The organism is Streptomyces sp. JL2001, assembly GCF_050917515.1.
GTDB lineage: Bacteria > Actinomycetota > Actinomycetes > Streptomycetales > Streptomycetaceae > Streptomyces.
Genome location: NZ_CP169421.1, coordinates 7,126,439 through 7,141,287 on the forward strand (window position 1 = coordinate 7,126,439; position 14,849 = coordinate 7,141,287).

11 protein-coding genes are annotated in these 14,849 nt (G+C 73.6%); 9 read left to right on the forward strand and 2 right to left on the reverse strand.

Annotated elements, in window-relative coordinates:
* Positions 1-13: 13 nt before the first annotated feature.
* The 3 genes from ACE1OA_RS31840 to ACE1OA_RS31850 all read left to right on the forward strand — a co-directional run bounded on the left by ACE1OA_RS31840 (position 14) and on the right by ACE1OA_RS31850 (position 3,806).
* The gene (locus ACE1OA_RS31840; protein WP_356606906.1) at positions 14-466 is read left to right on the forward strand and encodes a hypothetical protein; all 453 of its coding nucleotides are present in this window, start codon (positions 14-16) and stop codon (positions 464-466) included.
* Positions 467-666: 200 nt separating this feature from the next.
* Positions 667-1,563 (forward strand): oxygenase MpaB family protein, encoded by an 897-nt coding sequence (locus ACE1OA_RS31845; RefSeq protein WP_356606908.1) that lies wholly within the window; start codon positions 667-669, stop codon positions 1,561-1,563.
* Entirely contained in the window at positions 1,545-3,806 is a 2,262-nt protein-coding gene (locus ACE1OA_RS31850; RefSeq protein ID WP_432753777.1) for a tetratricopeptide repeat protein, read from the forward strand. The genes ACE1OA_RS31845 and ACE1OA_RS31850 overlap by 19 nt, the downstream gene beginning before the upstream one ends.
* Positions 3,807-3,856: 50 nt before the next feature.
* On the opposite strand, the gene ACE1OA_RS31855 is transcribed toward ACE1OA_RS31850, so the two are convergent.
* Entirely contained in the window at positions 3,857-4,909 is a 1,053-nt protein-coding gene (locus ACE1OA_RS31855) for a S66 family peptidase (protein ID WP_386542875.1), read from the reverse strand.
* Between the two features lie 192 nt (positions 4,910-5,101).
* Between ACE1OA_RS31855 and ACE1OA_RS31860 the strand changes: the two genes are divergently transcribed.
* The 4 genes from ACE1OA_RS31860 to ACE1OA_RS31875 all read left to right on the forward strand — a co-directional run bounded on the left by ACE1OA_RS31860 (position 5,102) and on the right by ACE1OA_RS31875 (position 10,153).
* Complete coding sequence (locus ACE1OA_RS31860) at positions 5,102-6,640, forward strand: phytoene desaturase family protein (RefSeq protein ID WP_356606914.1); 1,539 nt, start codon at positions 5,102-5,104, stop codon at positions 6,638-6,640.
* A gap of 167 nt (positions 6,641-6,807) precedes the next feature.
* Positions 6,808-7,836 carry an L-threonine 3-dehydrogenase gene (gene tdh, locus ACE1OA_RS31865; protein WP_356607065.1) on the forward strand — a complete coding sequence of 343 codons (1,029 nt, stop codon included), beginning with the start codon at positions 6,808-6,810 and terminating at the stop codon, positions 7,834-7,836.
* Positions 7,837-8,040: 204 nt separating this feature from the next.
* The gene (locus ACE1OA_RS31870; RefSeq protein WP_356606916.1) at positions 8,041-9,240 is read left to right on the forward strand and encodes a glycine C-acetyltransferase; all 1,200 of its coding nucleotides are present in this window, start codon (positions 8,041-8,043) and stop codon (positions 9,238-9,240) included.
* A 4-nt stretch (positions 9,241-9,244) separates the two neighbouring features.
* Positions 9,245-10,153: a LysR family transcriptional regulator gene (locus tag ACE1OA_RS31875; RefSeq protein ID WP_386544099.1), complete on the forward strand. Its 909-nt coding sequence runs from the start codon at positions 9,245-9,247 to the stop codon at positions 10,151-10,153.
* A gap of 53 nt (positions 10,154-10,206) precedes the next feature.
* On the opposite strand, the gene ACE1OA_RS31880 is transcribed toward ACE1OA_RS31875, so the two are convergent.
* Complete coding sequence (locus ACE1OA_RS31880) at positions 10,207-11,994, reverse strand: serine hydrolase (RefSeq protein WP_386544096.1); 1,788 nt, start codon at positions 11,992-11,994, stop codon at positions 10,207-10,209.
* A gap of 169 nt (positions 11,995-12,163) precedes the next feature.
* On the opposite strand from ACE1OA_RS31880, the gene ACE1OA_RS31885 reads away from it, so the two are divergent.
* Both ACE1OA_RS31885 and ACE1OA_RS31890 read left to right on the forward strand, forming a co-directional pair.
* Positions 12,164-13,273: an NAD(P)H-dependent flavin oxidoreductase gene (locus tag ACE1OA_RS31885; RefSeq protein ID WP_384870388.1), complete on the forward strand. Its 1,110-nt coding sequence runs from the start codon at positions 12,164-12,166 to the stop codon at positions 13,271-13,273.
* Positions 13,270-14,826, forward strand: a complete 1,557-nt coding sequence (locus tag ACE1OA_RS31890; RefSeq protein WP_384870386.1) for an acyl-CoA synthetase — start codon at positions 13,270-13,272, stop codon at positions 14,824-14,826. The genes ACE1OA_RS31885 and ACE1OA_RS31890 overlap by 4 nt, the downstream gene beginning before the upstream one ends.
* Positions 14,827-14,849: the final 23 nt, after the last annotated feature.

Consider the following 14,849-nt stretch of genomic DNA (forward strand, 5'->3'; position numbering starts at 1 on the left):
GAGACGACCCCGCATGTCCCACGACCGCCGCAGCATCCTCGGCGCCGCCCTCGCACTGCCCGCCGTCCTCACCGCCGGCAGCCTGACGACCGCGACCCCGGCCGTCGCCGCGCCCGGTGGCGTCGAAGCCGGTGAATGGGCCGACCTCCTCCTGGAGCCCGGCGTCACCGCCCAGGCCGGCGCCACCCCGCAGGTCCGCCTCGTCACCATCGCCGGTACGACGTTCCTCCAGGCGCGGGGCGCCGTGACCTGCAACCTCACCGCCGACACCAGGATCGCCACGCTTCCGGCCGGGCTCCGCCCCACCTGGTACGCGCGGGCCGCCGCGCCGCGGAACAACAGCCAGGGCATCAACGCCTGCCGCTTCGAGGCCAATCCCGCCGGAGCCGTCACGGTCTACGGCGCCAACAGCGGCAACCCGATCACCTGGGTCCAGTTCGACTCGGTCCAGACGATCTGGCGCTAGCCGCCGCTGCTCCGGGGGTCCTGGGCCCCGGGGCGTCCGGAAGAGAAGCGCGCTCCCCATGACCCCGGGCCGTTCCCGGGTCACCTCTCCGCGGCCTCTCCTCCGTCACCTCTCCGACTCCCGCCCCCGGCACCGCCGTTCCGCCCGCGCCCCGGCCCGTTCCCCGGCTCCCGGGGCGCGGTCCGGCGTAGCCTGAGGTCATGACGCAGGACGCCGACCCCGGGCTCTTCGGACCCGACTCCGTCACCTGGCAGCTGCACGGCGACCCGGTGATGTGGATCGCCGGCGTCCGTGCCCTGTACCTCCAGGCGCTGCACCCGGTCGCCGTCCGCGGTGTGATGGCCAACAGCGACTTCGAGAAGGACGCCTGGGGGCGCCTCCTGCGGACCGCCGACTTCGTCGGCACCCTCAGTTACGACACCACCGAGGCCGCCGAGGCGGCCGGCGCGCGGGTCCGCAGGATCCACCGGCTGCTCGGCGTCGACGACCCCGACCTGCTGCTCTGGGTGCACTGCGCCGAGATCGACTCGTACCTGACCGTGACGCGCCGCTCCGGCATCGTGCTCAGCGACGCCCAGGCCGACCGGTACGTCGACGAACACCGCGAGTCCGCCCGCCTCGTGGGCCTCGACCCGGAGCGGGTCCCCGCGAGCAGGGACGCGCTCGCCGCCTACTTCGACGCCGTACGGCCGCAGCTCGCCGCCGGTGAGGACGCCAGGACCGTCGACGCCTTCCTGCGCCGCCCGCCCGTCCCGCCCGCGCTCGTCCCGGCGCGCGCCCTGCTGTGGGGGCGCGTGGCGGCGCTCGCGTACGACACCCTGCCCGACTACGCCCACGCGCTGTACGGCCGTCCCGCGTCGCCCCCCGAGACGGTCACCCACCGGCTCGTCGCCACGGCCAATCTGCTGCGCTCCGTGCCCGCCCGGTTGCGCTGGCGGCTCCCGCCGCGGCACATCCTGAAAGCGATGGACCGTCTCGGCCCCGAGGCACGACCCGCCCCGTACAAACTCCGCAGACAGGCGGCCATACTGGACGGGCCGGGGAGGGCGCAGAGAACCGACGGGGGCGACAGCACGCGATGGCGGAAACCAGGCTGATCCAGGGCCGGTACCGACTGCACGACGTGATCGGGCGGGGCGGGATGGGTGAGGTGTGGCGCGCGACCGACGAGTCGCTCGGCCGCCGGGTCGCCGTCAAGTGCTTGAAACCGCTGGGACCGCAGCAGGACGCCCCGTTCGTGACCGTCCTGCGCGAACGGTTCCGGCGCGAGGCGCGGGTCGCCGCCTCGCTCCAGCACCGCGGGGTCACCGTCGTCCACGACTTCGGCGAGTCCGACGGTGTCCTGTTCCTCGTCATGGAACTCCTGGAGGGCCACAATCTCAGCCAGCTCCTGGAGGAGAACAAGCAGGGCCCCCTGCCGGTCGAGGACGTCGTCGACATCGCGGAGCAGGTCGCCGACGCCCTCGCCTACACGCATCGGCAGGGGATCGTGCACCGCGACCTCAAGCCCGCCAACATCATGCGGCTCGGCGACGGCGGGGTGAAGATCTGCGACTTCGGGATAGCGCGCCTCGGCGCGGACATCGGCTTCACCTCGCGCCTGACCGGCACGGGCATCGCCATGGGCACCCCGCACTACATGTCGCCCGAGCAGATCAGTGGCGGCGAGGTCGACCACCGCAGCGACCTCTACTCGCTGGGGTGCGTCCTGTACGAGATCGCCACCGGCGCGCCGCCGTTCGACCTCGACGACCCGTGGGCCATCCTCATCGGCCATCGCGACACCGTGCCCGAGCCGCTGCGCAGCCACCGAGCCGACGTCCCGGACTACCTGGACCGGATCGTCCTCGACCTGCTGGCCAAGGCGCCGGAGGCGCGCCCCACCGACGCGAACGACCTGCGCCGCCGGATCCTGTCCGCCCGCACCGGCGCGACCCCGCCCGCCGGCTTCGCCACCGCGGGGCTGCCGGTACCCGAGACGGCAGCCGTTCCGTTCGTCGCCGAGCGGCTGCCCTCGACCCGGCTGCCGTCCTGGACCAAAGGGATGACCGTCGGCCGCCGTGCCGGCGCCGGTTCCCCCGAGCAGGGGGACGCCCCGCACGATCCGTCCGCCGGGCTCACCGGCCGGTGGACGACCGGGACGGGCGTCCTGCCCGCCACGCTCGCCGCCCGGACCACGCCGCCCGCGGCCGGGCCGGCCCCCGCCCTCGCGGAACGTCACCAGGAAGGGGTACGGCTGGGCCGGAACGGCCGCTGGGAGGAGGCGGAGGGCCTGCACCGTGCCGTGGCCGCAGACCGCGAGCGGCTCCTCGGGCCCGACCACCCCGACACCCTCGCCAGCCGCCACGAGCTCGCCTTCGCCCTCGGCCGGCTCGGCCGGCGACACGACTCCCTGCGGGAGTTCGGCCGTGTCGCCGAGGGACGGGAGCGCACGCTCGGCGCCGACCACCCGGACTCCCTGGCGGCCCGCCAGGAGACGGCGTACGCGCTGGGGCGCCTGGGGCGGCACGTCGAGGCCCACCAGGTGTACGAGGCGGTCCTCGCCGCGCGGCGGCGCACGCTCGGCGCCGACCACCCGGACACCCTGCGCTGCCGGCACAACCTGGCGTTCAACCTGGGCCGGCTGGGGCGCCTGGACGAGTCGTACCGCGCGACGCGCGAGGTGGCCGAGGCACGCACCCGGCTGCTCGGCGCCGACCACCCCGACACGCTGGTGACCCGCTACGAGGTCGCGTACGCCCTGGGCCGGCTGGGACGTTGGGCGGACGCGCTCCCCGTGTACCGCGAGGTCGCCTCGGCGCGGGCCGCCGTCCTGGGCGCCGACCACCCCGACACCCTCGCGGCGCGCTACGAGTCCGGGATCTGTCTGGGGCGGCTCGGCCAGGGCGCCGAGGCGCTGGAGGTCTACCGCGGGCTGGTCGAGGACCGCACCCGGGTGCACGGCCCCGACCACCCCGAGACGCTGCGCGCCCGCCACGGCGTGGGCGTCAACCTGGGCCGGCTGGCCCGCTGGGAGGAGGCCCTCACCGAATCCCGCGACGTGTGCGCCGTACGCGAGCGCGTGCTCGGCGCGGACCATCCCGACACCCTGGTGAGCCGCCGCGAGATCGCCGTCGGTCTGGGCTGGCTGGCGCGCTGGGAGGAGGCCCTCACGGTCTACCGGCAGGTCGCCGAGACCCGCGAGCGCGTCCTGGGCCCCGAGCACCCGGACACCCTGGCCGGCCGCGACGACGAGGCCCACTGCCTGGAACGGCTCGGCCGGGACCAGGAGGCCCTGGCCCTCCACCGCCGGGTGGCGTCCCTCCGCCGCGGCCACGGCGACCGCAGCACACGGCACTAGGGCGTGCTGCGAAAGCAGCGCCGTCCGCCCGACGGGCGGGCCTCGCGGCGTCAGTAGGTCACGGTGATCCGCCGCGCCGGGCCGTCCACGACGACGGAGCCGCCGTAGGGGATCACCAACTGCGGGTCCGTGTGGCCGAGATCGACGTCGAACACGGCCATGGTGTGCGGGGCGTACCGGGCCAGCGCACGCAGCACGGCCGCACGCTGTTCGTCGGCATGGCGCCGCTTGGCGTCCGCGTCGTGCGGCTGCGTGAAGGACCATGCCTTGGCGCGGCCCATGAGGAGGGCGGGGAAGCGCCCCAGCAGGCCCCGTTCGCCCATGTTGCGCAGGATCCGGAAGACCTCCTCCCCGCTCGGCAGCTCCTCCGAGGTCTCCAGGAACAGGACTCCGCCCTCGTAGGCGGCGGGATCGGGTTCGATCTCCCGGTCGGCCATCAGCAGCCACGCGAGGATCTCCAGGTTGCCGCCCCAGGCGCGGCCCTCGACGACCCGGTCGGGCCGGTGCCAGAGCCAGCCGTCCGAGGGCTGGGAATCCGGTTCCGTCGCGAAGGTGGCCGGGTCCGCCCAGTCGCGGTCGGTGTCGCGGTACCGCCGGGCGGGGCGGAGTTCGTACGGACCCGAGGTGAACAGGGCCGCGCGTACCGAGTCGGCCGTCAGGGGGTGGAGGCTGTGGGGGCGGCCGAGCTCGGTCATCACCGAAGCGCCGTGGTAGCCGACGATGCCCAGGTTGCGCAGGAAGAGCAGCAGGTTGGTGTTGTCGCTGGAGCCGAAGAACGGCTTGGGGTTGGCGCGGATCACGTCGCGGTCCAGCAGCGGCAGCACCGTGATCTGGTCGTCGCCCCCGATGGTGGCCATGACCGCCTTCACCGTCGGGTCGGTGAACGCGGCATGGAGGTCGTCGGCGCGCTCCTGCGGCGTGGCTCCCATCCTGCGGGTGGCCGGGTACTCCACCGGTTCGAGTCCGAACACCTCGCGCAGGCGCCCGAGCCCCAGTTCGTACGGCAACGGAAAGAGCCCGGGGAGGCCGGCGGAGGGCGAGACGACCGCGATGCGGTCACCGGGCACGGGCTTGGGGGGATACGCGGGCGTGGGTGACGTCATGGCGGCGAGGGTAGGTCCCGTACGGCCCTGCGATCATCCGCATTTCACTCCGGGGGTCTGTCACTCCAGGCGCTCGGCCGCGATCCGAGGACGGCGGAAGCGCGACCGATCCTCCGGTCACCCACCTCCCCCCACGGGACGATCTCCGGAAGGCGGGGTTCCGTGAGCGATCTTCCCGTGTTAGCAAGAGACATGACCGCACAGCGCTCGTACGACGCCGTCATCATCGGCGGCGGACACAACGGACTCGTCGCCGCCGCCTACCTGGCCCGCGCCGGACGCTCCGTCCTCGTCCTGGAACGTCTCGACACCACCGGCGGGGCCGCCGTCTCCACCCGGCCCTTCGCCGGTGTCGACGCCCGGCTCTCCCGGTACTCGTACCTGGTCTCCCTCCTGCCGGAGAAGATCGTGCGCGAACTGGGGCTCCGCTTCGCCGTGCGGAAACGGTCCGTCTCGTCGTACACGCCGAAGGGCGACGGTGGACTCCTCGTCGGCGGCGGACCCGCCCGCACCCGGGCCTCCTTCGCCGCGCTGACCGGCTCCGACCGCGAGTACGAGGCGTGGGAGGCCTTCTACGGCCGTACGGCGGAGGTCGCCCGGCGGGTCTTCCCCACGCTCACCGAACCGCTGCCGACCCGGGCCGCGCTGCGCGACCGGGTCGGGGACGAGGACGCCTGGCGGATGCTCTTCGAGCAGCCCATCGGCGAGGCCGTCGAGCGCACCTTCGCCGACGACCTCGTCCGCGGTGTCGTCCTCACCGACGCCCTGATCGGCACCTTCGCCGACGCCCACGACCCCTCGCTGCTCCAGAACCGCTGCTTCCTGTACCACGTCATCGGCGGCGGCACCGGCGACTGGGACGTCCCCGTCGGCGGCATGGGCGCCCTCACCGACGCCCTCGCCGGCGCCGCCCGCGCGGCCGGCGCGGAGATCCGCACCGGGCACGAGGCCACCCGGATCGAGACGGACGGCACCCGCGCCGAGATCACCTACCGCACGGCCGACACCGAGGGCGTCGTCGAGGCGCGGCACGCCCTGGTGAACGCCTCGCCGCAGGCCCTCGCCGCACTGCTCGGCGCGACGCCCCCGGCGCCGGCCGAGGGCGCCCAGCTCAAGGTCAACATGCTGCTGACCCGGCTGCCGCGGCTGCGCGACCGCGGCGTCGACCCGCGCGAGGCCTTCGCCGGAACCTTCCACATCGCCGAGGGCTACGGACAGCTGGCCACCGCCTACGCCGAGGCCGCCGCAGGCCGCCTGCCGAGCGCCCCGCCCTCGGAGATCTACTGCCACTCCCTGACCGACCCGAGCATCCTCGGCCCGGAGCTCGCCGGGCGTGGCTACCAGACCCTGACCCTCTTCGGCCTGCACACCCCCGCCCGCCTGTTCGCCGCCGACAACGACGCCGCCCGTGCCGCGCTGCTCAAGGCCACCCTCGCCGAGCTCGACGCCCATCTCGACGAGCCGCTCGCCGACTGCCTCGCGCTCGACGCGGACGGCCGGCCCTGCATCGAGGCGAAGACCCCGCTGGACCTCGAACGGGACCTGCGGCTGCCCGGCGGCCACATCTTCCACCGTGACCTGTCCTTCCCGTACGCCGAGGAGGGTGCCGGCCGGTGGGGCGTGGAGACCGGACACGCCAACGTGCTGCTGTGCGGCGCGGGCGCCGTCCGGGGCGGCGGGGTCAGCGGGATCCCCGGCCACAACGCGGCGATGGCGGCACTCGGCCGCTGACGACGTGCGCCACCCCCACCAGGGGTGTGAAGCTGACCTGTGAGCGCGCTTAAGAAAACCTCGATGGACCGCGGGCCCGGCATGAGGAAGATTTCTTTCAGGGATCTTGGGTGCGGCCGTGCCCGGACCCCCTCAGTCACAGGACACGCACGTCGGGAGCCATGGCATTGAAGGCGCTGGTCAAGCAGAAGGCGGAGCCGGGACTCTGGCTCACGGACGTGCCGGAGCCGGAGATCGGCGCCGGAGACGTACTGATCAAGGTGAAGCGGACCGGAATCTGCGGCACCGACCTGCACATCCGCTCCTGGGACGGCTGGGCGCAGAAGACCATCGCCACGCCGCTGACCCTGGGCCACGAGTTCGTCGGCGAGGTCGCGGAGATCGGCCGTGACGTCGTGGACATCGAGGTCGGCGACCTGGTCAGCGGCGAGGGCCACCTCGTCTGCGGCAAGTGCCGCAACTGTCTGGCCGGCCGCCGCCACCTGTGCCGCGCCACGGTCGGCCTCGGCGTCGGCCGGGACGGCGCGTTCGCCGAGTACGTGGCCCTGCCCGCGGCCAACGTCTGGGTGCACCGGGTCCCCGTCGAACTCGACGTCGCTGCGATCTTCGACCCCTTCGGCAACGCCGTGCACACCGCGCTGTCCTTCCCGCTCGTCGGCGAGGACGTCCTGGTCACCGGCGCCGGCCCGATCGGCATCATGGCCGCGGCCGTCGCCAAGCACGCCGGCGCCCGCAACGTCATGATCACCGACGTGAGCGAGGAGCGGCTGGCCCTCGCCCGCAAGGCGGGCGTCTCGCTGGCGCTGAACGTCGCCGAGCAGACGATCGCCGACGGCCAGCGCACGCTCGGCCTCAAGGAGGGCTTCGACGTCGGCCTGGAGATGTCCGGCAACCCCCGCGCGATGCGCGACATGGTCGCCAACATGACCAACGGCGGCAAGATCGCGATGCTCGGCCTGCCCGCCGAGGACTTCGCCGTCGACTGGGCGAAGATCGTCACCTCCATGATCACCATCAAGGGGATCTACGGCCGGGAGATGTTCGAGACCTGGTACGCGATGTCGGTCCTGCTGGAGGGTGGTCTTGACCTCGCCCCCGTGATCACCGGCCGCTACGCCTACACCGACTTCGAGGCCGCGTTCGACGACGCGGCCTCCGGCCGGGGCGGCAAGGTCATCCTCGACTGGACCGTCTGAGACCGCGGGACCTCCCGGCCGCCGTACGCGGCCGGGAGGTCCCGGGGCCCGTTCCCCGGAGCGCCCGCCGCGTGCCGGCCGCCGGGACGGGCCCGCCCCAGGGCCCGCCGCCGCTCCGGCGCCCGCGGCGCCCTCGGTCCACCCGCCTCTTCCCAGGGCCCGGTCCCCTCGCCGGCCGGGCCGCCCGACCCGTGAAGGAAGCCCATGTTCTCCTCCGTCCGTGACGACCTCCGCGCCACCCTCGACGAGATCCGCGCCGCCGGACTGCACAAGCCCGAGCGCGTGATCGGCACCCCGCAGTCCGCCACCGTCGCCGTCACCGCCGGCGGCCGCCCCGGCGAGGTGCTCAACTTCTGCGCCAACAACTACCTCGGCCTCGCCGACCACCCAGAGGTCGTCGCCGCGGCCCACGAGGCGCTGGACCGCTGGGGCTACGGCATGGCGTCCGTGCGCTTCATCTGCGGCACTCAGGAGGTGCACAAGGAGCTGGAGGCGCGGCTGTCCTCCTTCCTCGGCCAGGAGGACACGATCCTCTACTCCTCCTGCTTCGACGCCAACGGCGGCGTGTTCGAGACGCTCCTCGGCCCCGAGGACGCCGTCATCTCCGACGCCCTCAACCACGCGAGCATCATCGACGGCATCCGCCTCTCCAAGGCCCGCCGCTTCCGCTACGCCAACCGCGACATGGCCGACCTGGAGCAGCAGCTCAAGGAGGCGAACGAGGGCGGTGCCCGGCGCAAGCTGATCGTCACCGACGGCGTCTTCTCGATGGACGGCTACGTCGCGCCGCTCGCCGAGATCTGTGACCTGGCCGAGCGCTACGACGCCATGGTCATGGTCGACGACTCGCACGCCGTCGGCTTCGTCGGCCCCGGCGGACGCGGCACCCCCGAACTGCACGGCGTGATGGACCGCGTCGACATCATCACCGGCACCCTCGGCAAGGCCCTCGGCGGAGCGTCCGGCGGCTACGTCGCCGCCCGTGCCGAGATCGTCGCCCTGCTGCGTCAGCGCTCCCGCCCGTACCTCTTCTCCAACACCCTGGCGCCGGTCATCGCGGCTGCCTCCCTCAAGGTCCTCGACCTGCTGGAGTCGGCGGGCGACCTGCGCGAGCGGCTCAACGCCAACACGGCGCTCTTCCGCTCCCGCATGACCGAGGAGGGCTTCGACATCCTCCCCGGCGACCACGCCATCGCGCCCGTCATGATCGGCGACGCGTCGGTGGCCGGACGGATGGCGGAGCTGCTCCTGGAGCGCGGCGTGTACGTGATCGGCTTCTCGTACCCGGTCGTGCCGCAGGGCCAGGCCCGCATCCGCGTCCAGCTCTCCGCCGCCCACTCCACCGAGGACGTGAACCGCGCGGTCGACGCGTTCGTCGACGCCCGCGCCGCCCTGCGAGACTAGGGGCATGATCGAAGCGCGGCGGCTGCACATTCTCCGGGCGGTGGCCGACCACCGTACGGTCACGGCGGCTGCCGCCGCGCTCTATCTCACCCCTTCCGCGGTCTCCCAGCAGCTCGCGGCGCTGGAACAGGAGACCGGCCACCGGCTGGTCGAACGCAGCGCCCGCGGGGCCCGGCTCACACCGGCCGGCGAGATCCTGCTCAGCCACGCGAACGCCGTGCTGGAGCAGCTGGAGCGCGCCGAGTCCGAACTCGCCGCCTACGGCTCCGGCGAGGCGGGCACGGTCACGGTGGCCGCCTTCGCCACCGGCATCGGCCTGGCCGTCGCCCCGGCCATCGCCGGGCTCGCCCGCACCGCCCCCGGCATCCGGGTACGGGTGCGGGACGCCGAGGGCGACGAGTCCCTGCTGATGGTCCTGGACCGTCAGGTCGACATGGCCGTCGCGGTCGAGTACCGGGGGGCGCCCGGCGAGGACGACGCCCGGCTCACCCGCGTACCGCTGTACGCGGAGCCGTTCGACGCCGTCCTGCCGCCCGGCCACCGGCTCGCGGACCACGCGTGCGTCGCGCTCGCCGACCTCGCCAAGGACGCCTGGATCGGCCAGTCCGCCGGCAACCCCTGCCAGGACGTGACCGTCCTGGCCTGCGAGTACGCCGGGTTCGCCCCGCAGATGGAACACTCCTCGGACGACTTCCGCGCCGTCGTGGCGCTCGCCTCGGCCGGCGCGGGGGTCGCGCTCGTCCCGCGCTCGGCGCTGCGCGGCATGGACCTCACCGACGTCGCGATCCGGCCGGTCGACGGCGTCGCCCCCACCCGGCGGGTCTTCGCCGCGGTGCGCCGCGGGGCCGAGGAGCACCCCCTGATCAGCCCGGTCCTGGCCGCCCTGCGGGAGGCGGCGGAACCGACGGGCTGAGGGCCCCCGCCGGGAGCCTCCCCGCGGGGAGCGGCCGGTTCCCCGCGGTCGGGTCAGTCCGCCGACCGGGTCCAGCCCACCGCCTCGATCCGGGACGCGTCGGCCGGCCGCGCGGCGTCGAAGAGCGGCCGGCCCGCGGGGTCGAGGACCCGCAGGCCGTCCACGTACACCCCTCGCCCGACGTAGCGCCGGTCGGTCGTGTAGCGCCAGCGCAGCAGCAGCGGTCGCGGGCCCCAAGCCGACAGATCCGCCGCCGCCCGGTGCCAGACCCGCCCCGACCAGCCGCTCACCGAGCCCGCCGGACGCGCCTGCGGCTCCTGGCCCGGCCGGACGGTGGTGAACGGCACGGGCCCCCAGGTGGCCCCGCCGTCCGCCGACGCCTCCAGGTGGGCGGCGTCCGCGGTCGGCTCGGTGTCCCACCACAGGGCGCAGTCCAGCCGGCCGAAGCCGGCGGGCGCGGTCAGCGGCGGCAGGGACAGCGTGGCGGTGGTGGCGCTCTCGCCTCCGGAGAACCACGCGGTGCGGCCCCGCGCCGGGCGTACCGGGACGGCGCGCGCCAGGTTGTCGGCGGCCGCGACCCGCGGGGCCGAGCCGGACCGCCACGTACGGACCGGGTGGACGGAGTTGCCGAGCAGGACGAGGAAGGTGTCGGTGCTCGGGTCCAGGACCAGGCAGGTGCCGGTGAAGCCGGTGTGTCCCGCGGTGCGCGGAGTGGCCATCGCCCCCATGTACCAGTGCTGGTAGAGCTCGAAGCCGAGGCCGTGTTCGTCGCCGGGGAAGGCCGTGTTGAAGTCGGTGAACATCAGCTCGACGGAGGCGGTGGACAGGATGCGCGCCCGGCCGTACGCCCCGCCGTTGAGGAGCGTGCGGGCGAGGACCGCGAGGTCCCAGGCGCAGGAGAAGACCCCCGCGTGGCCGGCGACCCCGCCCAGGCTGTACGCGTTCTCGTCGTGGACCTCGCCCCACACCATGCCGCGGTCGAGACCGGACCAGGGGCGCCGGGAGTCCTCGGTCGCCGCGATCCGGGGCTTCCAGGAGGCCGGCGGGTTGTAGCGGGTGCGGTCCATGCCGAGGGGAGTGGTGATCTCCTCACGGAGCAGGGTGTCCAGCGGGCGGCCGGTGACCGCCTCCAGGACCAGCTGGAGCGAGATCAGGTTCAGATCGGAGTAGAGGTAGGCGGTACCGGCCGCACTCGCGAGGGTCTCGTTCCACAGCAGCCGCAGCTTCCCCTCCCGCGTGGGCTCCTTGTAGAGCGGGATCCAGGAGCGGAACCCCGAGGTGTGGGTGAGCAGCTGACGGACCGTGACGTCCTGCTTCCCGCCGCCGCCGAAGTCCGGGAGGTACGCCGTGACCTTCTCCTCCAGCACCAGCACACCGCGCTCGATCTGCTGGACCGCCAGGATCGAGGTGAACAGTTTGGAGACGGAGGCCAGGTCGAAGACGGTGTCCTCGGTCATCGCGATCTGCTGGTCGGCGGGCAGTTCGACGCCGCTGTCCGTCTTCTCGTCGTAGGCCGCGTACCGTACCGCCGCGCCGATCGGCCGGTGCAGCGCGACCGTCCCGCCCCGCCCGGCGAGCAGGACCGCCCCCGCGTACCAGGGGTGGGCGGGGGAGGGGCCGAGGAACGCCTCCGCGTCGGTGACCAGCCGCTCCAGCGGGGCGGCGAGCAGTCCGGCCCGCTCGGGCGTTCCGTGGCGCAGGGTCGTACGCCCGCCCCGGGGCGGTCCGGAGGCGGCGGCGACCCCCGGGATCGAGCCGACCATCACCGCACCTCCCAAGGCGAGGAGCCGGGCGCCGAGCGCGCGACGGCCGATTCCCCGGTCCACCGATTCTTCCGTCATGACCAGCCTCTCCCACGTCCCTGAAAGAATCCTTCGGCCACACCCGTAACTCGTGAAACTTTCTTACCGGGGTGGAGGGCCTCGCGGAAGCGGGCGGCGCCGCAAAGAATCTGACACTGCATCAGAAAATCTCTTCCCTCGACCGGCGGGCTGCGGCATCCTGCCGCCCATGAAGACGGAGCTGAGCCAAAAACTGGGGATCGAGCACGCCATCTTCGGCTTCACGCCCTTCCCCGCGGTGGCCGCCGCGATCACCCGGGCCGGCGGGTTCGGTGTGCTCGGCGCGGTCCGCTACACGGCGCCCGACGACCTCGCCCGCGACCTGGACTGGATGCAGGACCACACCGACGGCCTGCCGTACGGCCTCGACGTCGTCATGCCCGCCAAGAAGGTGGAGGGGGTGAGCGAGGCGGACGTGGAGGCGATGATCCCCGAAGGGCATCGCGCGTTCGTCCGGGAGACCCTGGCCAAGCACGGCGTCCCCGAACTCCCCGAGGGCGAGGCCTCCGGCTGGCGCATCACCGGCTGGATGGAGGAGGTCGCCCGCAGCCAGCTCGACGTCGCCTTCGACTACCCCATCCGACTCCTCGCCAACGCGCTGGGCTCGCCGCCGGCCGACGTCGTCGCCCGCGCGCACGACCACGACGTCCTCGTCGCCGCCCTCGCCGGCAGCGCACGGCACGCCCGCCACCACGCCGAGGCCGGGATCGACGTCGTCGTCGCCCAGGGGTACGAGGCCGGCGGCCACACCGGCGAGATCGCCTCCATGGTCCTCACCCCCGAGGTCGTGGACGCCGTCTCGCCGCTCCCCGTCCTCGCCGCCGGCGGCATCGGCAGCGGCGAGCAGATCGCCGCCGGACTCGCACTCGGCGCCCAGGGCGTCTGGCTCGGCTCGCTCTGGCTCACGACCACCGAGGCGGACCTCCACTCGCGCGCGCTCACCGCCCGACTCCTCGCCGCCGGATCCGGCGACACCGTCCGCTCCCGCGCCCTCACCGGCAAGCCCGCGCGCCAGCTCCGCACCGAGTGGACCGACGCCTGGGACGACCCGGCCGGGCCCGGCACCCTCCCCATGCCCCTCCAGGGACTGCTCGTCGCCGAAGCGGTCTCCCGCATCCAGAAGTACGAGGTCGAGCCGCTGCTCGGCACGCCCGTCGGGCAGATCGTCGGCCGGATGAACTCCGAACGCTCCGTCCGGCAGGTCTTCGACGACCTCACCCGCGGCTTCGAGCAGGCCGTCGACCGCATCAACCGCATCGCCGGACGGAGCGCCTCGTGAGCGAACAGCCCAACGGATTCTGGTCCCAGGCCGCCGCGGACCCGGACCGGACGGTCCTCGTGGCCCCCGACGGGGAGACGTGGTCCGCCGGACGCCTGCACGCCGACGTCAACCGGCTGGTCCACGGACTGCGCGCGGCGGGGCTGGCCCGCGGCGACGCCTTCGCCGTCGTCCTGCCCAACGGCGTCGAGTTCCTCGTCGCCCACCTCGCCGCCTCCCAGGCCGGGTTCTACCTCGTCCCCGTCAACCACCACCTGGTCGGGCCCGAGATCGCCTGGATCGTGGCCGACTCGGGTGCCAAGGTCCTCGTCGCCCACGAGCGGTTCGCGGACGCGGCGACGGCGGCGGCCGACGAGGCGCGGCTGCCCGCCACCCACCGGTACCTGGTCGGCGACGCGACGGCCGGGGGATTCCGGCCGTTCGCCGAGCTGCTCGACGGCCGGCCGGCCACGGCGCCCGACGACCGCACCCTGGGCTGGGTGATGAACTACACCTCCGGCACCACCGGCCGGCCCCGCGGCATCCGCCGCCCGCTGCCCGGCAAGCTCCCGGAGGAGACCTACCTCGGCGGCTTCCTCGGCATCTTCGGCATCCGGCCCTTCGACGGCAACGTCCATCTGGTGTGCTCGCCGCTCTACCACACCGCCGTACTCCAGTTCGCGAGCGCCGCCCTGCACATCGGTCACCCCCTCGTCCTCATGGACAAGTGGACCCCCGAGGAGATGCTGCGGCTCATCGACGCCCATGCCTGCACCCACACCCATATGGTCCCGACCCAGTTCCACCGGCTGCTCGCCCTCCCCGCGGAGGTCCGCGGACGGTACGACGTCTCCTCGATGCGCCACGCCATCCACGGCGCCGCACCCTGCCCGGACCACGTGAAGCGGGCGATGATCGACTGGTGGGGGAGCTGCGTCGAGGAGTACTACGCGGCGAGCGAGGGCGGTGGCGCCTTCGCCACGGCCGAGGACTGGCTCAAGAAGCCGGGCACCGTCGGCAGGGCCTGGCCCATCAGCGAACTGGCCGTCTTCGACGACGACGGCAACCGCCTCCCGCCCGGTGAACTCGGCACGGTGTACATGAAGATGAGCACCGGCGGATTCGCGTACCACAAGGACGAGGCGAAGACCGCGAAGAACCGCATCGGCGACTTCTTCACCGTCGGCGACCTCGGGGTGCTGGACGAGGAGGGCTACCTCTTCCTCCGCGACCGCAAGATCGACATGATCATCTCGGGCGGGGTCAACATCTACCCCGCCGAGATCGAGGCGGCACTCCTCACCCATCCGGCGGTCGCCGACGCCGCCGCGTTCGGCATCCCGCACGGCGACTGGGGCGAGGAGGTCAAGGCCGTGGTCGAACCGGCCGAGGGCCACGAGCCGGACGAGTCCCTGGCCGCCGCCATCCTCGCCCACTGCGGCGAACGCCTGGCCGGCTACAAGTGCCCCAGGTCCGTCGACTTCATCTCCGAGATGCCCCGCGACCCGAACGGCAAGCTCTACAAGCGCCGCCTGCGCGCGCCCTATTGGGAGGGCCGCGAGCGTCCGTTGTAGGGGGTGTCCTGCCGCGCGCCGGG